The sequence below is a fragment of the Mycobacterium sp. 1245852.3 genome, from assembly GCF_001669335.1.
In the GTDB taxonomy this organism is placed as follows: domain Bacteria; phylum Actinomycetota; class Actinomycetes; order Mycobacteriales; family Mycobacteriaceae; genus Mycobacterium; species Mycobacterium europaeum_A.
The window spans coordinates 1-21,610 of record NZ_LZLL01000053.1 but is presented as its reverse complement, the minus strand read 5'-3'; the positions used below and the strand labels follow the sequence as shown (position 1 = coordinate 21,610).

Annotated in this window: 20 protein-coding genes and 1 pseudogene; 12 read left to right on the top strand and 9 right to left on the bottom strand. The window is 69.6% G+C overall.

Features of this window, described 5'->3' with window-relative positions; translation table 11 throughout:
* The 3 genes and pseudogenes from A9W96_RS31145 to A9W96_RS02145 form a co-directional block, all read right to left on the bottom strand.
* A pseudogene (locus A9W96_RS31145) lies at window positions 1-157 on the bottom strand (phytoene/squalene synthase family protein); the annotation flags it as partial.
* Window positions 154-1,674 (bottom strand): phytoene desaturase family protein, encoded by a 1,521-nt coding sequence (gene crtI / locus A9W96_RS02150; protein WP_067137700.1) that lies wholly within the window; start codon window positions 1,672-1,674, stop codon window positions 154-156. The pseudogene A9W96_RS31145 and the gene crtI, both read right to left, overlap by 4 nt.
* Before the next feature lie 28 nt (window positions 1,675-1,702).
* Window positions 1,703-2,827, bottom strand: coding sequence for a polyprenyl synthetase family protein (locus tag A9W96_RS02145; RefSeq protein WP_067137698.1), 1,125 nt, complete (start codon window positions 2,825-2,827; stop codon window positions 1,703-1,705).
* 284 nt (window positions 2,828-3,111) lie between these two features.
* On the opposite strand from A9W96_RS02145, the gene A9W96_RS02140 reads away from it, so the two are divergent.
* The 8 genes from A9W96_RS02140 to A9W96_RS02105 all read left to right on the top strand — a co-directional run bounded on the left by A9W96_RS02140 (window position 3,112) and on the right by A9W96_RS02105 (window position 11,053).
* Window positions 3,112-3,624: a MarR family winged helix-turn-helix transcriptional regulator gene (locus A9W96_RS02140; protein WP_067137696.1), complete on the top strand. Its 513-nt coding sequence runs from the start codon at window positions 3,112-3,114 to the stop codon at window positions 3,622-3,624.
* A gap of 539 nt (window positions 3,625-4,163) precedes the next feature.
* Entirely contained in the window at window positions 4,164-4,877 is a 714-nt protein-coding gene (locus A9W96_RS02135) for a hypothetical protein (protein ID WP_066878323.1), read from the top strand.
* 512 nt (window positions 4,878-5,389) lie between these two features.
* Window positions 5,390-6,427, top strand: a complete 1,038-nt coding sequence (locus A9W96_RS02130; protein ID WP_067137694.1) for a sulfate ABC transporter substrate-binding protein — start codon at window positions 5,390-5,392, stop codon at window positions 6,425-6,427.
* Window positions 6,424-7,326, top strand: coding sequence for a sulfate ABC transporter permease subunit CysT (cysT, locus tag A9W96_RS02125; RefSeq protein WP_067137692.1), 903 nt, complete (start codon window positions 6,424-6,426; stop codon window positions 7,324-7,326). The genes A9W96_RS02130 and cysT overlap by 4 nt, the downstream gene beginning before the upstream one ends.
* Window positions 7,323-8,141, top strand: a complete 819-nt coding sequence (gene cysW / locus A9W96_RS02120) for a sulfate ABC transporter permease subunit CysW (RefSeq protein WP_067137690.1) — start codon at window positions 7,323-7,325, stop codon at window positions 8,139-8,141. The genes cysT and cysW overlap by 4 nt, the downstream gene beginning before the upstream one ends.
* A 17-nt stretch (window positions 8,142-8,158) precedes the next feature.
* Complete coding sequence (locus A9W96_RS02115; protein WP_067137687.1) at window positions 8,159-9,226, top strand: sulfate/molybdate ABC transporter ATP-binding protein; 1,068 nt, start codon at window positions 8,159-8,161, stop codon at window positions 9,224-9,226.
* Window positions 9,227-9,268: 42 nt separating this feature from the next.
* Window positions 9,269-9,949, top strand: coding sequence for a phosphodiesterase (locus A9W96_RS02110; protein ID WP_067137685.1), 681 nt, complete (start codon window positions 9,269-9,271; stop codon window positions 9,947-9,949).
* A gap of 24 nt (window positions 9,950-9,973) precedes the next feature.
* The gene (locus A9W96_RS02105; protein WP_067137684.1) at window positions 9,974-11,053 is read left to right on the top strand and encodes an NAD-dependent epimerase/dehydratase family protein; all 1,080 of its coding nucleotides are present in this window, start codon (window positions 9,974-9,976) and stop codon (window positions 11,051-11,053) included.
* A gap of 9 nt (window positions 11,054-11,062) precedes the next feature.
* On the opposite strand, the gene A9W96_RS02100 is transcribed toward A9W96_RS02105, so the two are convergent.
* Genes A9W96_RS02100 through A9W96_RS02085 form a run of 4 tightly spaced genes read right to left on the bottom strand, consistent with a single transcriptional unit; the run spans window position 11,063 to window position 16,124 of the window.
* A complete protein-coding gene (locus A9W96_RS02100) occupies window positions 11,063-12,418 on the bottom strand; it encodes a TIGR01777 family oxidoreductase (RefSeq protein ID WP_067137682.1) in 1,356 nt (451 codons plus the stop codon).
* Window positions 12,419-12,434: 16 nt separating this feature from the next.
* A complete protein-coding gene (locus A9W96_RS02095; RefSeq protein ID WP_067137677.1) occupies window positions 12,435-13,679 on the bottom strand; it encodes a glycosyltransferase family 4 protein in 1,245 nt (414 codons plus the stop codon).
* A gap of 22 nt (window positions 13,680-13,701) precedes the next feature.
* Window positions 13,702-15,294 carry a glycoside hydrolase family 57 protein gene (locus tag A9W96_RS02090; RefSeq protein ID WP_067137675.1) on the bottom strand — a complete coding sequence of 531 codons (1,593 nt, stop codon included), beginning with the start codon at window positions 15,292-15,294 and terminating at the stop codon, window positions 13,702-13,704.
* Window positions 15,291-16,124 (bottom strand): bifunctional 2-polyprenyl-6-hydroxyphenol methylase/3-demethylubiquinol 3-O-methyltransferase UbiG, encoded by an 834-nt coding sequence (locus A9W96_RS02085; RefSeq protein ID WP_066862149.1) that lies wholly within the window; start codon window positions 16,122-16,124, stop codon window positions 15,291-15,293. Before A9W96_RS02085 ends, A9W96_RS02090 begins: the two co-directional genes overlap by 4 nt.
* A 284-nt stretch (window positions 16,125-16,408) precedes the next feature.
* Between A9W96_RS02085 and A9W96_RS02080 the strand changes: the two genes are divergently transcribed.
* Together A9W96_RS02080 and A9W96_RS02075 are read left to right on the top strand one after the other, a co-directional pair.
* Complete coding sequence (locus tag A9W96_RS02080; RefSeq protein ID WP_066862146.1) at window positions 16,409-17,200, top strand: electron transfer flavoprotein subunit beta/FixA family protein; 792 nt, start codon at window positions 16,409-16,411, stop codon at window positions 17,198-17,200.
* Window positions 17,201-17,240: 40 nt separating this feature from the next.
* Window positions 17,241-18,197 carry an electron transfer flavoprotein subunit alpha/FixB family protein gene (locus tag A9W96_RS02075; RefSeq protein WP_066862143.1) on the top strand — a complete coding sequence of 319 codons (957 nt, stop codon included), beginning with the start codon at window positions 17,241-17,243 and terminating at the stop codon, window positions 18,195-18,197.
* A gap of 144 nt (window positions 18,198-18,341) precedes the next feature.
* Here A9W96_RS02075 and A9W96_RS02070 read toward each other — a convergent pair whose 3' ends face one another.
* Window positions 18,342-18,722, bottom strand: a complete 381-nt coding sequence (locus tag A9W96_RS02070) for an SRPBCC family protein (protein WP_066862140.1) — start codon at window positions 18,720-18,722, stop codon at window positions 18,342-18,344.
* The gene (locus tag A9W96_RS02065) at window positions 18,719-20,200 is read right to left on the bottom strand and encodes a cryptochrome/photolyase family protein (RefSeq protein ID WP_067137672.1); all 1,482 of its coding nucleotides are present in this window, start codon (window positions 20,198-20,200) and stop codon (window positions 18,719-18,721) included. Before A9W96_RS02065 ends, A9W96_RS02070 begins: the two co-directional genes overlap by 4 nt.
* 173 nt (window positions 20,201-20,373) lie before the next feature.
* Between A9W96_RS02065 and A9W96_RS02060 the strand changes: the two genes are divergently transcribed.
* Together A9W96_RS02060 and A9W96_RS02055 are read left to right on the top strand one after the other, a co-directional pair.
* Window positions 20,374-21,213: a GNAT family N-acetyltransferase gene (locus A9W96_RS02060; RefSeq protein ID WP_066862135.1), complete on the top strand. Its 840-nt coding sequence runs from the start codon at window positions 20,374-20,376 to the stop codon at window positions 21,211-21,213.
* Window positions 21,210-21,610 (top strand): lysophospholipid acyltransferase family protein (locus A9W96_RS02055; RefSeq protein WP_369830812.1); only part of this gene is annotated, 401 nt, incomplete at its 3' end. The genes A9W96_RS02060 and A9W96_RS02055, both read left to right, overlap by 4 nt.

Genomic DNA, 21,610 nt, shown 5'->3' with positions numbered 1-21,610 from the left:
ACAGCGCATGAACGGGTGGCCGCTGGTCGGGCGCGAGCAACCGGGTCGCGAGAAAGAAGGTGCGGCCATGCGCGGCGTTGAGTTCCCGGCACCGGCGATACCCGTCGCGCAACCACGGGTCGTCGATCCCGGCCGCCGTCAGCTCGCCGCGCATCATGCCGAACCGGCTTTCATGTCGACGTGCGCGGCCGACCGCGCGGCGACCCCGGTGATGCGGTCGGCGGCGAGCCGCCCGGAAATCAGCGTGGTCGGAACGCCGACGCCGGGCACCGTGGAGGACCCGGCGAGCACCGCGTTGTCGATGCCGCGCACCAGGTTGCCCGGGCGAAACGGTCCGGTCTGGCCGAACGTGTGGGCCAGCGCGAACGGACTGCCGGCCGCCATGCCCTGGCGGGCCCAGTCGGCGGGCGTGACGACGCCCAAAACTGTTGCGTCGCACGGTAACCCGGGCAGCAGCCGGTCGCCGACGCGCGCGATCATGTCCTCGACGTAGCGGTCGCCGGCAGTTGCCCAATCGATGGTCCCGCGATCCAGGTTCGGGGCGGGGGCGAGCACGTAGAGCAGATCACGCCCCTCGGGCGCCAGGGTGGGGTCGCCGGCCGTCGGCCGGGTGACCAGAAGCGACGGGTCCCGCATGAGCCGGCCGTCGCGGACGATGTCGGTGAAGGTCTGATCCCACGCCTCGCCGAACAGGATGGTGTGGTGGGCGGTCGTGGATGCGACGGCGGGGCAACCCAGATGCGCCACAACGGCCGAGGGTGAGGCGCGCAGCCGCACGGCGCGACGCGGTGTGCGGCCCAGCAGCGCGTAGGTCTGCGGCAGTTCGGTGGTCAACACCACCGCATCGCAGGCGATGCGTCCGGACTGCTCGGTCACCACGGCGGTCACCCGACCGCCCGCCCGCTCGAGCGCGGTAACGGTTGCGCCGTAACGAAATTCGACGCCGGCGTCCGCGGCGGCCCCGGCCAGCGCGTCGGGCAGCGCCCGCACCCCGCCGCGCGGAAACACCACGCCCGAGATGGTGTCCATGTAGGCGATCACCGCGTAGACCGCCAGGGCGTCGCGCGGCGCCACGCCGGCGTACAGCGACTGGAAGGTGAAGATCCGCTGCAGCCGCGGGTCGCTGATGTGCCGCTTGACCATCCGGTCCCATTTGCGGAAGCCGCCGATCGCGGTCAGCCGCGCCAACTGCGGGGTGAGCAGCGACAGTGGTGAGTCGAAGTTCGCGGCGATGAACCCGTCGAATTCGGTGCGGTACAACCGTGTCAGCCACTCCCGAAGCCGCCGATAGCCCGCCGCCTGCGCGAAGCCGGCGAACTCTGCGACGGCGTCGGCCATCCGATCCGCGTCGCTGTGCACGTCCAGCGCGCTGCCGTCGGCGAACACGGCGCGATAGGCCGGGTCCACCGTCAGCAGCTGGATGCGGTCGCGCAGTTGTTCGCCGACCGCCGCGAACGTCTCGTCGATGATGTCCGGCATGGTGAGCACCGTCGGCCCGGTGTCGATGCGGTAGCCGTCGATGTCGAGGCGACCGGCCCGCCCGCCGGGCCACGGCTCGCGCTCGACCACCGTGACCGCACGGCCCCGGCCGGCCAGGTGCAACGCCGCGGCAAGGCCGGCCAGTCCGGCGCCGACCACCACCACGTGATCTCCGCGCCCTTCGATGGTCCGCATGATCAACAGGCTCCCCGGTCGGTGCTCGTCATTCGGCGCGATCCGTGCAGACGGCTGCCATTTCGGCCAGCGCGGTGCGAACCGGCCCATCGATCGGCAGGTCGCCGAGGTGCTCGCACGCGGAAGCGATGCGGTCGCCGATCATCTCCTCGATCAGCCGCACCGCCCCCGTCTCGACGATGAGCGCTTTCCACCTGTCGATCGCGGTGTCGTCGAGGGTTTCACGATTCGCAAGTTCGTGAAGTTCACGCCGCACCGGCGCATCGGCCAACTGGTGGGCGGCCACCACGACGCTGGTCGCCTTGCGCTCGAGCAGGTCGCCCGCACAGGGCTTGCCCGTGCTGGCCGGCGAACCGAAAACGCCGAGCACGTCGTCACGGAGCTGGAACGCCTCCCCGACGGCGGCACCGTAGCGGCCCAGTTGGGACAGCGTTCGATCGTCGCACCCGGCCATGGCCGCGCCGATTTCCAGCGGCCGGCGCACGGTGTAGTTCCCCGACTTGCGCCGTGCCACGTCGAGCACGACTTCCAGCCCGGGCATCTGCCGCGCGTCGTTGATCAGGTCGGCGAACTGCCCGACGGCGAGCTCGGTGCGCATGGCGTCATAGCGGGGCCACACGCGCTGCAGGCGCAGCGGCTCGACGCCGCTGTCGCGCAGCATCTGTTCGGCCCAGATGAGGCACAGGTCGCCGAGCAGAATGGCGGCCGATTCGCCGAATCGCCGCGACGAGCCGGACAGGCCGCGCTCGCGGTGCCACTGGCCGAATTGGCGGTGCGCCGAGGGGCGTCCGCGCCGTTGCGCGGAACCGTCCATGACGTCGTCTTGCAGCAGTGCAAAGGCGTGCAGCAATTCGAAACTGGCCGCGGCCCGCAGCGCTGAATCGTCGGGCGGCGCGCCGCATAGCCAACCGAGGTACACAAAGGTGGAACGCAGGCATTTACCGCCGGAGACGAACTGCACCAGGATGTCGCCGGCGGCGTCGATGCGCGCATCGTCGAGCTCGCCGACGCGCCGCGCGGCGACGAAGTCCGCGACGTCGCCAAGCACCATCCGGCGCACGTTCGATCGCCACGCTTCGAAGTCGTCAGCGGTGCACCAACCGATGGCCACCGGCGGCGAGGCCGTGGCCGGCGAAAACGACAAAGCCCTCATGTGCGCAAGCGCTCCCTCCCGGACGGCTTGGCATGCCCAGGCCTGCGCGGTCCAAACACACGCGTCATACCCGCCGATGAGGCGGGCAAAACCACAGCGCTGACCGCCAGACGCGCCCCGCGTCGCCCGCTACCGACATACCACCTTGTTCAATAACTTAAACATTAATTTAATGAACTTCAGCCGGTTGCGCCAGCCGAGCGGGCGGGCGGCGGCCGGCGGCGGGCCCGTCGACGCATCCTCGCTTAACCGTTAAGGAACTGAAATAACGGCCGATCGGCGATATGCTGCACACAGTTATGGACGCTGATGCCCAGCGCTGCGGCCGCGATGAGCTGGAGTCGCTGATCTCGGCCGATCTGCGGGAGCTGTCAACCGAGTCCGATCAGATCGGCCGGCTGTTCGCGCCGATACATAGCATGCGGCCCAATGACTTTCGCGCCCTGCTCCACATCATGGCGGCGGAAACCGGCGGGCGACCGATGACCTCCGGCGACCTCAGTCACCGGATGGGGTTGTCGGGATCGGCGATCACCTACCTGGTGGACCGGCTGATCGACGGGGGTCACATCCGTCGTGACAACCATCCGGCGGATCGCCGAAAGGTGTTGTTGCGCAACGACGAATACGGTCTGGCCACCGCGCGGTCGTTTTTCAGCCCGCTGAGCGGCCATACCCGGATCGCCCTCGGCGGGCTATCCGATGCGGACCTGAGCGCCGCGCACCGAGTGCTTCGCGCGCTCATCGACGCATTGCGGCGCTTCGCAGACGAGCTGGGCGACGGACCGAAACCCTGACCAGTGCAACGGGTTAGGTCGGCGTTATGACGCGGCGCTGTGTGTGGTCGGGGGCCGGACCGCTGCCCCGTCGACCACGCTGCAGTAGACGCGCGCCTTGCGGAGCTCGTCGTTGAGGAACAGCAGCGACCGTGCCGAGGCTGCGTGCGTAGACGAACAGGTGTGCCCTGTCGAAGTGAGCCGTGTACCGGCACTGTGCGGGGTCATGTGGGTCCGCCGAATTTGCGGCGCGAATAGCAGCCATGAAAGCGCCTATCGGAGTGGTGAGAAGGGAGTGACAGCGTTTGCCGCAGCGCTCCCGCTAGAGACGCAGCTGTGAACTCAACCTGTTCGGCAGCCTACCGCCGCGGCGAGCGCCCGGAGGTCGATGTCGCGAAAGGCCCAGGTGAAGCATTCGTTTCGTGGCCTTTTCGGCGCCGGCAGCCGTTCGCTTCCCGGCCGGTTCCGCGGGTGGTTTGACCGCATGGGCGGCGGGTATACGCGCGTCAAGTAGCTAATGCGACAGTCCCCCCGATGGACGTGAGGGGTGATGCGCCCCAATGGAAAAGCTTGGCCGCCGGTGGTACCGGCTAGTGATCACCTCCGCGTTCACGACGATGCTCTGCGCCGCGCCGGGTCAGGTGGCCGCCGACCCGGGCGCCACGGTGTTCCCCGGTATGGCGATCCGCCAGGGCGACACGGTCTGCATGGTGGGTCTGGTCGAGCCGCGGCTGCGGGTCGCCGTGACCAGTGGCCAGTGCGACGGCGGGAAGTCGATGGTGACCGACCGTGACCGCAAGCCGATCGGTTCGGTGATACTCGGACGTCGCCAGATCGAGGCCGACGCAGGCGCGGACACCTCGATGCTGCCCGTGGAATACGAAGTCATCGCGATCGCCCCAAATGTGACGGCCAGCGATGTGCTGCCGACGGGGCGCCACCTCGCGTCCGCGCCTGGCCTGCGCGCGCAACCGGGCATGCCCGTGTGTCAGCTGCGCAGCGCGACCGGCCAGCGATGCGGCTCGGTCAGCTCGGTGAGCAATGGCCGTTTCGCCGTCACCGACATGGGATTCGACAGCCGGGACTTCGGCGGTCCGGTCTACACGCTGACCAACGACAACAACGCCGTGATCGTCGGACTGGTCGAGGGCACCTGGAAGTCCTCGCCCCAGATCGAGTCGTGGCAGGCGGTCATGGCGCAGGTCTACATCGACAGCCACACCTACAGTCCGCAACAACAACAGCAACAACTGCCCGTTCTACGAATGATCTAGCCGCGCCGCGACGCGGTTTGCCTCACCATGACTTTTACGCCGGCGGCCACGCGCATGCCTGCCGCCTGCTGTCCGGCTTGAGCGCCGTCGCGCCCGCACGGCCGGACGCCCGCCGCCTGGCAATCGCCCGCGAGCACGCCCCATCCGCCCGGGTGCCTGCGCTACGTTGCTAGTGGTGCGGCCCCCGGACGGCTCAGCGGGCCTGCGCACCTGACCGGCACCGGGATCGCGCGCTGCTACCGCGGTCCTCGCCCGCCCGAAACCGCCCCTCGCATAGCGCTGGTGGCGTCCCTGGCGCCTTGCGCGGCCGCCGCGCGGCGGCGCCCCCGCGCTGTTACGCTTCGCGCCATGCACGTGACATCAGGTGTTTGCTCCCGGGCCGTGCACTGTTGTCGCCCCTGACCCTTGAGCCCGTGTAGCTGCTACGGGGGTGGTGCATCCTTTCGATGCCCTAGCGCCGCTCCGCAGCAACGGGATCCGACGAAGCGAAGTCCCGCACCGGAAGGCCACCCATGTTCGATCTCCCCGCCGGCTCACCCGGCTGGCGTCAGGGCGCCGCGTTGGCCCTGGTGGCCGGGGTGGTCGCCGCGTGTGGCGGTGGGGCCAGCGACGCCGTCGGGGGCGGCGGACTGACGAAAGCCAATACCAAGATCACCCTGGTCGCCTATTCGGTCCCGGAGCCGGGATGGAGCAAGGTGATTCCGGCGTTCAACGCCTCGGCGGAGGGCAAGGGTGTCCAGGTGATCACCTCCTATGCCGCCTCGGCCGACCAGTCGCGCGGCGTCGTCGAGGGCAAGCCCGCCGACATCGTGAACTTCTCCGTCGAACCGGACATCACCCGATTGGTCAACGCGGGCAAGGTTTCTGCCGACTGGGACAAGGACGCGACCAAGGGGATTCCGTTCGGGTCGCTGGTCACCCTGGTGGTGCGCAAGGGCAATCCCAAGAACATCAAGGACTGGGACGACCTACTGCGCCCGGGCGTCGAGGTCGTCACGCCCAACCCGCTCAGTTCGGGCTCGGCCAAATGGAATCTGCTCGCCCCGTACGCGGCGAAGAGCGGCGGCGGTGCCGACAGCCGGGCGGGTACGGAGTTCATCGACAGGCTGGTACACGAGCACGTGAAACTGCGGCCCGGCTCGGGACGGATAGCCACCGACGTCTTCATCGAGGGCAGCGGTGACGTGCTGATCAGCTACGAGAACGAGGCCATCGCGGCCGAGCGGCAAGGCAAGTCCGTCGAACACGTCATTCCCGCACAGACTTTCAAGATCGAGAACCCCCTCGCGGTGGTGAGCACCAGCCCGCATCTGGACGCGGCCACGGCGTTCAAGAACTTTCAATACACCGCCGCGGCGCAGAAGCTCTGGGCGCAGGCCGGTTTCCGGCCGGTCGATCCGGCCGTGGCGGCAAGGTTTCGCAACGACTATCCCGTCCCGGTGAAGCTGTGGACGATCGATGACCTCGGTGGCTGGACCGCGGCCGACTCGCAGCTGTTCGACAAGAACACCGGCAGCATCACCACGATCTACAAGCAGGCCACCGGATGACTCGATCGTTTTCCGCCGAAACCGCCTATCCGGAGGCGATCCGGCCCGAATTCGCCCAGCCGGGCAGCGCGCTGGGGCAGGCTCCGCCGCCGATACCCGTGACCGGCCGGGCCGGCGGCACGCCGCTGCGGGTCGGCGTGACGATGCTGTGGCTTTCGGTGATCGTGTTGCTGCCGCTGGCCGCCATTGCCTGGCAGGCGGGTGGGGGCGGGTGGCAGGCCTTCTGGCTGGCGGTCACCTCCCACGCCGCGGTGGAGTCGTTCCGGGTGACGCTCACCATTTCCGTTGCGGTGACGGTGTTCAACGTCGTCTTCGGCCTGCTGACCGCATGGGTGCTGGTACGCGACGACTTCGTCGGCAAGGGGCTGATCGACGCGGTGATCGACCTGCCGTTTGCGTTGCCGACCATCGTGACCAGCCTGGTGATGCTGGCCCTGTACGGCAAGAACAGCCCGGTCGGCATTCACCTGCAGCACACGCCGCCTGGGGTGGCGATGGCCCTGGCGTTCGTCACCCTGCCGCTGGTGGTGCGTGCGGTGCAGCCGGTGCTGCTCGAAATCGACCGGGACGTCGAGGAGGCGGCGGCATCGCTGGGCGCCGGCGGGGTGAAGGTTTTCACCTCCATCGTGCTGCCGTCGCTGACCCCGGCGCTGCTGACCGGCGCGGGCCTGGCATTCTCGCGGTGCATCGGTGAATTCGGCTCGGTGGTGACGATCGGTGGCGCGGTTCCGGGCAGCACCGAGGTGTCGTCACAGTGGATTCGCGCCCTGATCGAAAACGATGACCGCACCGGCGCGGCGGCGATTTCCATTGTGCTGCTGATTATTTCATTCAGCGTGCTGGTCCTCTTGCGGATCGTCGGGGGGCGCGCGGCCAAACGTGAGGAGAAGGCCGCATGACGTCGTCGCCCTGGGTGCGCTACCTCATCCGCTACGCGGTGGCCGCCTACATCACGGTGATGCTGATCGCGCCGGTGTCGGTGATCCTGTGGCGGACTTTCCGGCCCGGCGTGGGTCAGTTCTTCGATTGGATCACCACTCCGGCGGCGATATCGGCGCTGGATCTGTCGCTGCTGGTGGTGGCCATCGTATTGCCGCTCAACGTGATATTCGGCATTTTCACGTCATTGCTTCTGGCGCGCAACCGATTTCGCGGTAAGGGTGTCCTGCAGGCGATCGTGGACCTGCCATTCGCGGTCTCGCCCATCATCGTGGGCGTCGCGCTGATCGTGCTGTGGGGATCGGCGGGCGCGCTGGGCTTCGTCGAGAACAACCTCGGGTTAAGGATCATCTTCGGCATCCCCGGCATCGTGCTGGCGAGCATCTTCGTCACCCTGCCGTTCGTGGTGCGCGAGGTCCAACCCGTACTGGTCGAGCTGGGCACCGAACAGGAGCAGGCGGCGGCCACGCTGGGTTCGACGGCGTGGCAGACCTTTTGGCGGATCACGCTGCCGTCGATCCGGTGGGGTCTGACCTACGGCATCGTGTTGACCACCGCCCGCACCCTGGGCGAATTCGGTGCGGTCATCATGGTGTCCTCCAACCTGGCCGGTGAATCACAAACGCTCACCTTGCTGGTCAACGATCGCTACAACCGCGGGGCGGAATACGGCGCCTACGCGTTGTCCACCTTGCTGATGGGCGTTGCCGTTGCGTTCCTGATCGCCAAGACAATCCTGCTCGTGCGCCGGGCACGCGCCAAGGCCCTGGCCTGAGACCGAAAGGACCCGACATGTCCGAGAACTCCCTCGACCCGAGCGCGTATGCGATCACGGTGCGCGACGCCTACAAGCGCTACGGCGACTTCGTCGCGCTGGACCACGTCAACTTCGTGGTGCCGACCGGGTCGCTGACCGCGTTGCTCGGACCGAGCGGCTCGGGCAAGTCGACCCTGCTGCGCACCATCGCCGGGCTCGACCAGCCGGACGCCGGGACCGTCACGATCGACGGCCGCGACGTGACCCGGGTGCCGCCGCAGCGCCGCGGCATCGGGTTCGTGTTTCAGCACTACGCGGCGTTCAAGCACCTGACCGTGCGCGACAATGTGGCCTACGGGCTCAAGATCCGCAAGCGACCCAAGGCCGAGATCACCGAAAAGGTCGATCATCTACTGGAAGTGGTGGGGCTCAGCGGCTTTCAGGCCCGCTATCCCAACCAGCTGTCGGGCGGTCAGCGCCAGCGCATGGCGCTGGCGCGGGCGTTGGCGGTCGACCCGCAGGTGCTGCTGCTCGACGAGCCGTTCGGCGCGCTGGACGCCAAGGTGCGTGAGGATCTGCGGGCGTGGTTGCGGCGCCTGCACGACGAGGTGCACGTGACCACGGTGCTGGTCACCCACGACCAGACCGAGGCGCTCGACGTCGCCGACCGCATCGCCGTCCTCAACCAGGGGCGCATCGAACAGGTGGGCTCGCCGACCGAGGTGTACGACTCGCCGGAGAATCCCTTCGTGATGTCGTTCCTCGGCGCGGTGTCGGACCTCAACGGCGCCCTGGTCCGCCCACACGATATCCGGGTGGGCCGCAACCCCGAATTGGCGGTCGCCGGCGGTGACGGCACGGCCGAGTCCCTCGGGGTGGTGGCCGCCACCGTCGACCGGGTGGTCGCGCTGGGCTTCGAGGTTCGCGTGGAGTTGACCAGCGCGGTCACCGGAGATCCGTTCACCGCGCAGATCACCCGCGGCGACGCCGAGGCGCTGGCCCTGCGCGAGGGCGACACCGTCTACGTGCGGGCCACCCGGGTACCGCCGATAGGCCAGCCCGGCGCCGCCCACCGGGACGGGGCCGCGCTGAGCTCCACCTGACCGCCGGTGTTTCCCCGGCCGCAGAATGGGAATCCGCCGCCGGTGAACGTTTTCGAACTCGCGGCGTTGCCGTTCCAGTGGGGCTCCGCGATCCGGGGTAAGCGCTTCTTCCACCCGATCGGCGTGCTGGCGCAGGGCTTCATCGAGCGCGTCGCCCCGGCGGGCCAGGGCCTGCCGATCGCGTCGTCGGAGATCGTTGCGCGCGTGTCGAAGGCGACCGGTACGCCAGGGGCGCTGCCCGACTTCATCGGGCTGGCCTTCCGGGTGCCCGCGGCGCAGCCGTCGGACAAGCCGTGGGACATCCTGCTGGTCTCCTCGGGGTCGGGCGTACTGTCGCGCGCGGTGGCGCTGCGCCCGGCCACGTCGTGGAACGGTCAAACGCTGACCACGCTGATGCCGCTGCACTATCAGGACAACAACTGGTGGCTGCGGGCCAGGACCTCGAGCGAGATCGGCGGCGGGCTCTCGCTGGACAGCGTCCGGGCCAAGCTCGAGCGCAGCAACATCGAGGTGGCGCTCGACCAGGCCTGCGGCAGAGGCGATTTCACCCCCTTGGCCCGGATGACCCTGACCACCGCGATCGATCCCGAGCGCGACCACGACGTGTCGTTCGACCCCGTCCTCAACACCGCACCCGGCCTGAGCCTGCACCCCAGGTGGCTGGCCGACCTGCGCGCCCGCGCCTATCAGCACAGCCGTGACGGCAGAGACGCCGAAGGGTAGCCGCCCGTTGGAAGGAGGTAGCCGGTGTCCGAGCGGATCGTGATCACCGGGGCCAGTGGCAACGTCGGCACCGCCTTGCTGCGCCGGCTCGCCGAAGACGGCGCCGACTATGACATCGTCGGCGTCACCCGTCGACGACCGCCGCCCGACGGGGTGTATGCATCCGTCCAATGGCATGAGCTCGACCTCGCCGAACCCGGCGTGCAATCTGAGTTGCTCGACGTCTTTCGCGGCGCGCAGTGCGTGATCCACCTGGCGTGGGGTTTTCAGCCCACCCGCAACACGCGCTATCTGGACGCGGTCGCCATCAACGGGAGCTCCGCCGTGCTGAGCGCCGCCCACGACGCCAAAGTGCCGCAGTTGGTGCACATGTCGTCGGTGGGCACCTACGCGCCGGGACGGTACGGGGAAAAGGTCGACGAATCGTGGTCGACCGCGGGCATCAGGTCGTCCGCCTACAGCCGCGCGAAATCGGCGGTGGAACGCATGCTCGACGACTATGAGCGCCGCAATCCCGACGGCGTCGGCATCACCCGGATGCGGCCCGGGTTCATCGGCCAACGCGACGCCGCGATGGGACTGCGGCGCTACATTCTGCCGGCCTACGTCGATCCACGGTGGGTGCGGTGGCTACGCGTGCTGCCGCTCGACCGCAACCTGACCATTCCGATGGTGCATGCGGACGACGTCGCGGACGCGTGTGTGCGGGCGGTGCAGCGGTGCGCGCTGGGCCCGTTCAACCTTGCCGCCGAACCGCCGGTGCGCCGCGACGACCTCGCACGGGCGTTGCGCGCCTGGCCCATTCACGTTCCCGCGCCGGTGCTGGGCGTACTGGCTGACGTGTCGTGGCGAACGAGGTTGCAACCCATCGACCGCGGGTGGCTGGACATGATGTTCTCCGTGCCTCTCATCGACACCCGGCGGGCCCGCACGGTGCTGGATTGGTCCCCCCGATGGGGATCGGCCGAACTCCTGGCCGACGTCATCGACGGCTTCCGCAACGAATCGGGCACGCGCAGCCCCGTATTGAATCCGCGGTCGTTCGTCCAGGCGGTCACCCGCGATGTATCCGCCGGGCCGCTCACCGTCCGGCGGGTGCCGTGACGAGCGTCGTCAACCGGTGCGGCCCAACAGGTGACGCAGCGCCCCGTCGAGGTCGGGATCGCGGAAGCGATGCCCGGCGGCGGCGAGCTTGGCCGGCGCCACCCGCTGGCTCGCGGTCGCCAGTTCCCGGGCGCCCTGCTCGCCCAGCAGTAGCCGCGGGCCCAGCGACGGCACCGGCAAGACCGCCGGTCGGTGCAACACCGACGCCAGCGTAGCGGTGTACTCGCGGTTGCGGACCGGTTGTGGCGCAACGGCATTCACCGATCCCGACAGCGTGGCGTCCCAGAGCGCGCGGTGATAGACGCCCACCAGGTCGTCGATGCCGATCCAGGACAGCCATTGGCGACCGTCGCCCAGCCGGCCACCCAGCCCGGCTCCGAACAGCGGGCGCATCAGCTTCAGCGTGCCGCCGGCGGGCGATTGCACGATGCCGGTGCGCACCTGCACCACCCGCACCCCGGCCTGTTGCGCGGGGGCGGTCGCCTGCTCCCAGTCGGACACCACATCCGCCAGAAACCCGTCGCCGCGATCGCTGTCCTCGGTGAGGGTTTCCTCGCCGCGGTCGTACCCGTAGTAGCCGATCGCCGACGCCGAGATCAGGGCGCCCGGCCGGGGCTCGCCGCGACCCAGCAGTTCGGCCAGCCGCCTGGTCGGCTCAATCCTGCTGTCCCGGATGGCTTTGCGATGTTGCTCGGTGAACCGGCCGGCGATCGAGGCTCCCGCCAGATGGATCACCACGTCGATACCGTCGAGCAGCCGCGGGTCGGGATCGTCGGGATTCCATTGCCGCTCGTCGTCGCCGCGGGCGGCACGCCGGACCAGCCGGACCACCCGATGCCCGCCGGTGCGCAGGAAGGCGGTCAACGCCGAACCGACCAGACCCGACGATCCGGTGATCGCGATCGTCGTCGGCCGCAACCCGTTCTCGGCGGCCAACCGGTGCGCGGCCAAGTCGTCGGCGAGCTGCCGGTGCCGGTAGTCGAACATGGGCCGCAGCAGCGACCCCGGCACCGGCGTCTCGACCCGGTCGATCACCCTGGTGCGGTTGCCGCCGAGGTCTTCGAATTCATGAATGTGACGCCAGCGCATGGCGATTCGCGCCGGCAGGGTTGTCAGACCGTCGCCGCCGACGGTGTCGACGAATCGTCGCGGCGGGTCGTAGCCGTCCGGCTGATGCACGGCGACCCAGCGCAGGCCGCCGGGCAGCGCCAGGGTGGCGCGTCCGTCCGCGAGCGAGGCCGCCTCGGTGTCCAGGCGCATCGGCTGCCACGGCGGCGAGAGCCGGGCGAACGCCCCCGGCCTGGAATGCCAGTCGAATACGTCGGTGATCGAAGCGTCGACGACGCTCGAATAGTCCAGCCCCATCCCTCGACGGTAGCCGTCAGCGGTTCGGCAACGCGTGTTCGACGATGGGCAGCCGCGCGTGCGGCTGGCGCACCCGCCGCTTGGCCGACAGATAGACCTGCGCCGTCTTGTCGGCCACCGTGCGCCAGTCGAAATCGGAGGTGAGTCGTTCGCGGGCGGCGCGGGCGCGCTGCTGCGCGGCCTGCGGGTCGTCGAGCACGGTGCGCACCGCCGCGGCCAGCCGGGCCACGTCGCGCGGCGGGCACGAGACGCCGGTCTGGCCGTTGATCACCGCCTCGCCCAGCCCGCCGATGTCGGAGGTCACCAGGGGAGTGCCGGCCGCGGCCGCCTCGAGGGCCACGATCCCGAACGGCTCGTAGTGACTGGGCAGCACCGCGACATCGGCGCGATGCAGGACGGCCAGCAGCTCGGCGTGTTCGAGGTGCCCGACGAACCGGATTGCCTTGAGCACCCGGTGTTTGCGGGCCTGCTCGACGAGCCAGGCCTGCTGCGTGCCCTCGCCGGCGATGGTCAGGGTGGTGCCGGGGTGGCTGCGCCTGATCCGCGGCAGCGCGGCGATGGCGTCGTGCACACCCTTCTCGTATTCCAGCCGGCCCAGGTACAGCAGTTCGGCCGGCCCGGTGCGTGGCCGGCGTTCCGCGAAGGGCCACCGCGCCGTCTCGATGCCGTTGCAGATCACCGTGATCTCGGCCAGACCGGGGCCGAAGAGTTCGGTGATCTCGTCGGCCATCGACGCCGAACACGTGATCAGCGAGTCGGATTCGCGCACCAGCCACGACTCGACCGCGTGCACCTGACGGCTGATCGCACCGCTGACCCAGCCGGAGTGCCGGCCGGCTTCGGTGGCGTGAATCGTGGAAACCATTGGCGCATCGTAGAATTGGGCGAGCGCGATCGCCGGGTGGGCTACCAGCCAGTCGTGGGCGTGCACGACGTCGGGCCGCCAGGCGCGGTTGGTGCCCGGTGCGGTCAGCGGTAGCCCGGCGCGGATCATGGCGTGGCCCATGGCCAGTGTCCAGGCCATCATGTCGGTGCCGAAGCTGAATTCGTGCGGATCCTGGGCGGCCGCGATCACCCGGACGCCCTCGCTGATGTGATCCGACGAGGGATGGCTGCGGGGATCGGTTCCGGTGGGCCGCCGGGACAGCACGACGACGTCGTGACCCGCGGCGGCCAGCGCGGTCGACAGGTGATGCACGTGCCGGCCTAGCCCGCCGATCACCACCGGCGGGTATTCCCACGACACCATCAGGATCTTCACGCCAAGACCAACCTCGCCCGCCTCATCGGGGCAGCCTGCGGGCGTCGAGGGCGCCGAACAGCCCGTCGGCGCGGTTCCATCCCTGCGCCAGCCGCTGCGCGGTGTCGCGCCGCCCGGACGCCAGCGCGTCGGCGATCTCGCGGGTGGCGTGCGCGTGCAGATGGGCGCGGTAGCGGGCGTAGTCGGCGGCCGAATCCTTGCTCACCATGAACGGCCAGTCGCTGGAGACGGTGAGCAGCGTTTCCCGCAGGATCTGATCGGCGACGTGGTCACGGGGGATCGGCCCGTCCAGCGACGCCGTCTGGGACAGCGCCTTGTCGACGGTGCTCAGCGCCATGTCGACCACTTCGCCGTTGAGCGCCACCAGATCGGCGACCTGCTCGCCCGCCCACACCTGCCAGTCCTTGCCCGATCCCCACGAGCTGGGCGGCAGGGCGACCGGGTTTCCGACGAAGCCGTCGGCGAGGGCGTCGGACAGCGTGCCCACCCGAACGCCCGCCTCGGGCAAGGCCCGCAGCACCCGCTCCAGCCAGGTCGGGCCCTCGTACCACCAGTGGCCGAACAGCTCGGTGTCGAAGGCGGCGATCACATGGGCGGGTCGCCCGATGCGCTCGGACTCGGAGAGCAACCGGTTGCGGACCACCTCGACGAAGTCGGCGACGTGCGTGTCGACCGCGTGGTCGGCGCGCTCGGGGTCGTAGGGCGCCTTGTCCTGCGAGGGCACGTTGCGGCCCGTCACCCGGGCGGGCTTGAGGCCGGTGAGGTGGTCATAGGTATGGAAATCGCGGTACGCGGCGTGCCCCGGATAGCCGGACTTCGGTGACCACACCCGGTAGCTGACCTGCAGGTCGCGCCCGAACGCCACCACGTCGGTGTCGCCGACGGGCCGGCCCAGCGCGGTGTCGCCGTGCAGCGACGGGCCGTCGACCATGAAGTGGGTGACGCCCGCGGCTGCGTAGTCGTGCTCCAGGCCGGGCGCGTAGGCGCACTCGGGCGCCCAGATGCCGCCCAGGCGCCGGGCCAGGCGCGCCTGCGCGTCGGCCAGACCCTCGCGCAGCGCGAACTCGCGCAGCCGGGGCGCCAGCAGCGGCTGGAACGGGTGGGCCAGCGGGCCGCCGAGCAGCTCTACCGTGCCGGCGTCGAGCAGGCCGCGCAGCAGCGGGCTGCCGCCGTGCCGCCACCGGGTGGCGAAGTCGTCCAGCGCGCCCTGCGCCTCGGCTGACTCGCGAATCCCCAAGGCGCGCAAGGCTTCCGGTGTGCAGGAGGGGTAGCCGGCCGACTTCGAGCGGGGGGCGCTACGCACGCTGGTGGCCACTGCGGTCGCTTCCAAGGCGCGCAGCCGCCAGTTGGCCAGCCAGTGGTGCATGCCGTCGAGGCAGTACGGGTCGTCGAGCTGGGCGTTGACCACCGGAGTGACGCCGAGGGTGATCAGCCCCCGGCGATCCTCGCCGGCCAACGTGTCGAGCACGCGCATCAGCGGCAGGTAGGCCGCCGCCCAGGATTGGTACAACCATTCCTCGCCGACGGGCCAGCGGCCGTGATGGGCCAGCCAGGGCAGGTGGGTGTGCAAAACCAGGGTGAAGAGGCCGGGCACCCGGTTCTGCGCCGTGCTCACGGCGCTACCGCGATCGCGACCAGGTCGAGGCTGTCGTCGATGTGGTGGCCGGTGCGCGCACCCTCGCCGGCCTTGATCAGGTCGAAGTCGGCGGTGGTGACCGCGGCGACGTCGGCCGCCAGCTCGGGCGGCCAGGGAGCCCCTGGGTCAGCGGCCATTGCCCGCTGGATCTGCGCGTCGATGATCGAGCCGCCGTGCCGGGCGTCCATCTCCCGCAGCCGCGGGCCGTGGAACAGGCCGCTGATCGAGACATCGCGGAACCCGCCGTCGACGAGCAGCTGGGTGAGCTCGGCGGCGTTGAGTTCCCGGGTGTGGAAGGGGTTGATCGGGGTGTCACGGCCGGGGGAGAAGGTGATCCGGTTGGGGGTCGACATCATCAGCAGCCCGGACGGCCGCAGCACCCGGGCGCACTCCACGACGAACTGTGTTTGGTCCCACAGATGCTCGATCACCTGGAAGTTGACCACAACGTCGACCGACGAGTCGGGCAGCGGCAGCTGCGCGAGGTTCGCCTGCATGACGTCCACCCGGGGGTAGCGGCTGCGGACATGGGCCACCGCGGCCTCGTCGTAATCGACGGCGATGACGCGGCGCGCGACGCCGGCGATCAGATCGGCGCCGTAGCCCTCGCCGCAGCCGGCCTCGAGCACGTCGGCGTCCACGCAGCGCCCGGCGAGCCGCTGGTAGACGACCTCGTGGCGGCGGAACCAGTAGTTCTCGATGTCCAAACCGGGGATGGTGCGCTCGCCCGTGAGCGTCATCACGGCGTCACCCACCGACGCGGTGTCGCCGGGGGTGTGCTGCGGGACGTCAGGGACCGGTGCGCTCATTGCATAGGCAGGCTAACGCGAAGTGTCGGATTCGCGAATCGGGGACGCGAGCCCCCGCTCGTGAGGCGGCGGACGGGCTGCAAGAACGTGCCGCCCGGCGACGATCCCGTCCGGGGCAGCGGACGGGGGAGGACCGGGCAATATGGCCTGAGCGACCAGCTATGGTGTGAATGCATACCGCACAAAGTTACCGGGTAGTAACACGGCCGTGCGTTGCGAAAACGCGTACCGAGGTTTCGTAGTCGATTGCTGCGAGCCCCCTTCGAGGAGGACGAACCACACTCATGACGAACATCGTGGTCCTGATCAAGCAGGTCCCGGACACCTGGTCGGAGCGCAAGCTCTCTGACGGCGATTTCACCTTGGACCGTGAGGCCGCCGACGCGGTGCTGGACGAGATCAACGAGCGCGCGGTCGAAGAGGCGCTGCAGATTCGCGAGCGTGAGGGCGGCGAGGGGTCGGTGACCGTGCTGACCGCGGGTCCCGAGCGCGCCACCGAGGCCATCCGCAAGGCGCTGTCGATGGGCGCCGACAAGGCCGTCCACCTCAAGGACGACGGCCTGCACGGTTCCGACGTGGTCCAGACCGGATGGGCGTTGGCGCGCGCGCTGGGCACCATCGAGGGCACCGAGCTGGTCATCGCCGGCAACGAGGCGACCGACGGCACCGGCGGCGCGGTGCCGGCCGTCATCGCCGAGTACCTGGGCCTGCCCCAGCTCACCCACGTGCGCAAGCTCTCCATCGAGGGCGACAAGGTCACCGGCGAGCGGGAGACCGACGAGGGCGTGTTCACCCTCGAGGCCACGCTGCCCGCGGTGGTCAGTGTTACCGAGAAGATCAACGAGCCGCGCTTCCCGTCCTTCAAGGGCATCATGGCCGCCAAGAAGAAAGAGGTCACGGTGCTGACCCTGGCCGAGATCGGGGTCGAGCCCGACGAGGTCGGGCTGGAGAACGCCGGGTCGACCGTGCTGTCGTCGACGCCCAAGCCGCCCAAGACCGCGGGCGAGAAGGTCACCGACGAGGGCGAGGGCGGCAACGACATCGCCAAGTACCTGGTCGCCCAGAAGATCATCTAGCACCAGACACCTCCGGACACACGAAAGAGCGAAATAACCCATGGCTGAAGTACTGGTGCTCGTCGAGCACACAGAAGGTGCGCTGAAGAAGGTCACCTCCGAACTGATCACGGCCGCCCGCGCGCTGGGTGAGCCCGCCGCCGTCGTGGTCGGCGCGCCCGGCACCGCCGCGCCTCTGGTCGACGGTCTCAAGGAGGCCGGCGCCGCCAAGATCTACGTCGCCGAGTCCGAGGACGTCGACAAGTACCTGATCACCCCGGTGGTCGACGTGCTGGCCTCGCTTGCCGAGTCCAACTCGCCCGCCGCGGTGATCCTGTCGGCCAACGCCGACGGCAAGGAGATCGCCGGCCGGCTCGCGGCCCGCATCGGCTCCGGCCTGCTGGTCGACGTCGTCGACGTCAAGGAAGGCAACAAGGCGACCTACTCCATCTTCGGTGGCGCGTACACCGTGGAGGCGCAGGCCAACGGCGACACCCCGGTGATCACCGTGCGCGCCGGCGCGATCGACGCCGAGCCGCAGGCCGGCGCCGGCGAAGAGGTCACCGTCGAGGTGCCGGCCCCCGCCGAGAACGCCACCAAGGTCACCGCCCGCGAGCCCGCGGTCGCCGGCGACCGTCCGGAACTGACCGAGGCCACCATCGTCGTCTCCGGGGGTCGCGGCGTCGGCAGCGCGGAGAACTTCAGCGTCGTCGAGGAGCTGGCCGACTCGCTGGGTGCGGCCGTCGGCGCCTCGCGCGCCGCCGTCGACTCCGGCTACTACCCTGGCCAGTTCCAGGTGGGCCAGACCGGTAAGACGGTCTCGCCGCAGCTGTACATCGCGCTGGGCATCTCCGGTGCCATCCAGCACCGGGCGGGCATGCAGACGTCCAAGACGATCATCGCGGTCAACAAGGACGAAGAGGCGCCCATCTTCGAGATCGCCGACTACGGCGTGGTGGGCGACCTGTTCAAGGTGGCTCCGCAGCTCACCGAGGCCATCAAGACCCGCAAGGGCTGAGTTTCTCGGTTGCAAAGCCCCCGGCACCGCGGTGCCGGGGGCTGTTGCGTTCGGACCCCATTTGATCGCTTCCCGAATCCGCTAGCGCCCGTGCTAGCGGATCCCGAAGTCGTACAACAGCTCTCGGTCCGGCTGTCGACGCGGCTAGGCGCCGGTCAGCATCGCGTCGATGCGGCGCACGGCGATGGAGCACACCGTCAGGTAGGGCGCCGCCCACCACGGCACCGACATGCTCACCCGCGCGCCGTCGCCCACCGGGTCCACCCGATGCCGGGTCGCCGGGACACCGGCCACCTTCCACGCCCAGGATCGGCCCGGATCGAACTCGGTCACCTCGAACGGCGCAGAGACCAGCAGCGACGTCTGGACCATGCCCGTCGCGTGCAGGCCCAGCTCGGTGTGTGGCTCATCGAGCCGCGCGCCACGGATCGTCGGCCCCCACTTGGGCCACGCGTCCAGATCGACCAGCAGCTCCCACACCGCGGCCGGCGACGCCGCGATCTGCCGATCCGCGGTGAGGATCATGGCGCGGCCTGCCCAAGCCGACGCTGCTGTTCGATGACGTCATCGAGATCGGTGAGCCTTCGCAGGCCTGCCAACGGTTGGGACATGCGCGTGTTTCCCCCCAGATAGTTCTTGTTGCGCTGCAGAAACATCCAGTAGCCGGCAGTGAAGGGGCAGGCGCGCTCGCCAACCCGCTCGGCCGGGCGATACACGCAGTGCCCGCAGTAGTCGCTCATGCGGTTGATGTACGCGCCGCCCGCGGCGTAGGGCTTCGTCGCCATCAGCCCGCCGTCGGCGTGCTGCGACATGCCCACGACATTGGCGACCATCACCCAGTCGTAGCCATCGACGAAACACCGGTGGAACCAGTCGGTGACCGCCGCGGGATCCCAGCCGCGCTGCAACGCGTAATTGGACAGCACCATCAGCCGCGGGATGTGGTGCGCCCAGCCGTGGTCGCGGACCTGCGCCAGCACGTCGCGCAGGCAGCGGGCCTCGACGGCGTCGGCATCGAGCTCGGCGAACCACTCCGGCAGTCCCGCGTGCGCCTGGAGCGCGTTGTGGCGCCGGTAATCGGGCCCGAAATACCAGTAGACGTGCCAGATGTAGTCCCGCCACCCGATCAGTTGGCGGATGTAACCCTCGACACTGGCCAGCGGGGCGTTGCCCGCGCGGTAGGCGTCCTCGGCCGCGTACGCGCAGTCCAGCGGGTCGAGCAGCCCGAGGTTCATCGGAGCCGACAGCAGGCTGTGCGCCATGCAACGGTCACCGGAGAGCATGGCGTCCTCGTGAGGGCCGAAGTGCGGCAACCGATCCCGCACAAACACTGCCAGCGCGGTCTGCGCTTCGGTTGCGGTGACGGGGAATTCGCGCGGCCCGTCGCGACCGACGAAGGCGGCGTCGCCGTCGCGCTCCCAGCGGTCCAGGTCCGCGCGCACCTGCTCGTCGATCTCGTCCTCGTCGGGTCGCCACGGCGCGGGCACGCCCAGCGTCTCGGCGCCTTTCGGAGCCGGCTCTCGGTTGTCGGCGTCGAAGTTCCACCGCCCGCCCACCGGTTGTTCCCCGTCCATCAACAGCTCGAACCGGCGCCGGGCGTCGCGGTAGAAGTTCTCCAGCAGCAGCGTCCGCTGCCGCTTGGCCCACTCGTCGAAATCCGCGCGATCGGTGCAGAATCCGCGCGCGGGCAACACCTCGATTGCCGGCCGCGACCGGACGAACCCGTCGGCGGCCCAGGTGGTGGGTTGGCACACGCTGATCGGCTCGCGCACCCGCTCCAACGCCTCGCCGTACGTGCGGGTCCGCAGGAACAGCGCCTGATCGCCCAGTTCGGCCGCGCGGTGGCGCAGCGCGGAGAGCACAAGGTGGGCCTTGCGGCGGTGAAAGCGGCGGCGCCCGAACACCGCGCGGGACTCGATGAGCAACACCGGCTGGTCGCGGTGGTCCAGGAAGTGGGGGCCCAGCTGATCGGCGAAGCACCAACGGCGCGTGTCCGGGCTCATACCGCGGCCGCGGTGTGCTTCACGACGGAGCCTGAATCGCCGAGTGGATCGTCATCTTGCACGCTCTACCCGCAACACTCGGTGCTCAACCGCGGCATTTCGTCATCTCACGTGCACCGACACGTCACAGCGGCGATGCCGACTAGCTCATCGACTACGCCACGTTGGGCTTCATGAGCATCGCTTCAGTCCTCATACCCAGCGAAAAGCCCACCGGCGCGGCGGCCACACCGCGCTACTCCCTGTTGCTGTCCACCGACCCCGCCATGATCGAGGCGGCGCAGCGGCTCCGGTACGACGTGTTCACCAGCACCCCCGGCTTCGCACTGCCGGCGGCCGGCCAGGACGGGCGGGATCTCGACCGGTTCGACGAGTTCTGCGACCACCTGTTGGTGCGCGACGACGACACCGGCGAGCTGGTCGGCTGCTACCGCATGCTGGCGCCGGCCGGCGCCATCGCGGCCGGGGGCCTCTACACCGCCACCGAGTTCGACATCCGCGCCCTGGACCCGCTGCGGCCGTCCCTGGTGGAGATGGGACGCGCCGTGGTGCGCGATGGGCATCGCAACGGCGGCGTCGTGCTGTTGATGTGGGCGGGCATCCTGGCCTACCTGGACCGCTACGGCTACGACCACGTGACCGGATGCGTGTCGGTGCCCATCGGCGATGAAGACGACGGCCCGGCGCCGGGCAGCCGGCTGCGCGGCGTCCGCGACTTCATCCTCGACCGGCACGCGGCACCGCCGGAACACCGGGTGTACCCGCACCGGCCGGTGGTGGTCAACGGGACGGCGATCGACGACATCGCGCCGCCGGCGCGGCCGTCGGTTCCGGCGCTGATGCGCGGATACCTGCGGCTGGGCGCCCAGGTGTGCGGCGAACCCGCGCACGACCCCGACTTCGGCGTCGGCGATTTCTGCGTCCTGCTGGACAAGGCGCACGCCGACACCCGATATCTCAAACGCCTCCGGTCGGTGTCGGCGGCATCGGAAATGGCGGGCGGCCGGCGATGAACGCCCCGGCGGGCACCGGACACTCCTGGCTGCCGCGCGCCTCGTGCGATGCGGGCTGCGTGGGCGTGGGCGACGTGGCGACGCCGCGACGGCTGCGGGTGACGCTGCGGATCGCCCTTCGCCTCACGCTGGCGCTGCTGCTGGCGCCGGGGCTGCCGCTGCTGGCGGTGCCGCTGCCGGGCCGCACCCGCGCGCAGCGCATCTATTGCCGCGCGGTGCTGCGCTGCCTGGGGGTGCGAATCACCGTGACGGGCAACCCGATTCGCAACCTGCGCGGGGTGCTGGTGGTGAGCCCGCACATGTCGTGGCTCGACGTCTTCGCCATCGGCTCGGTGCTGCCCGGGTCGTTCGTCGCGCGCGCCGACATGTTCACCGGCCGCGCGACCGGGGTGGTGGC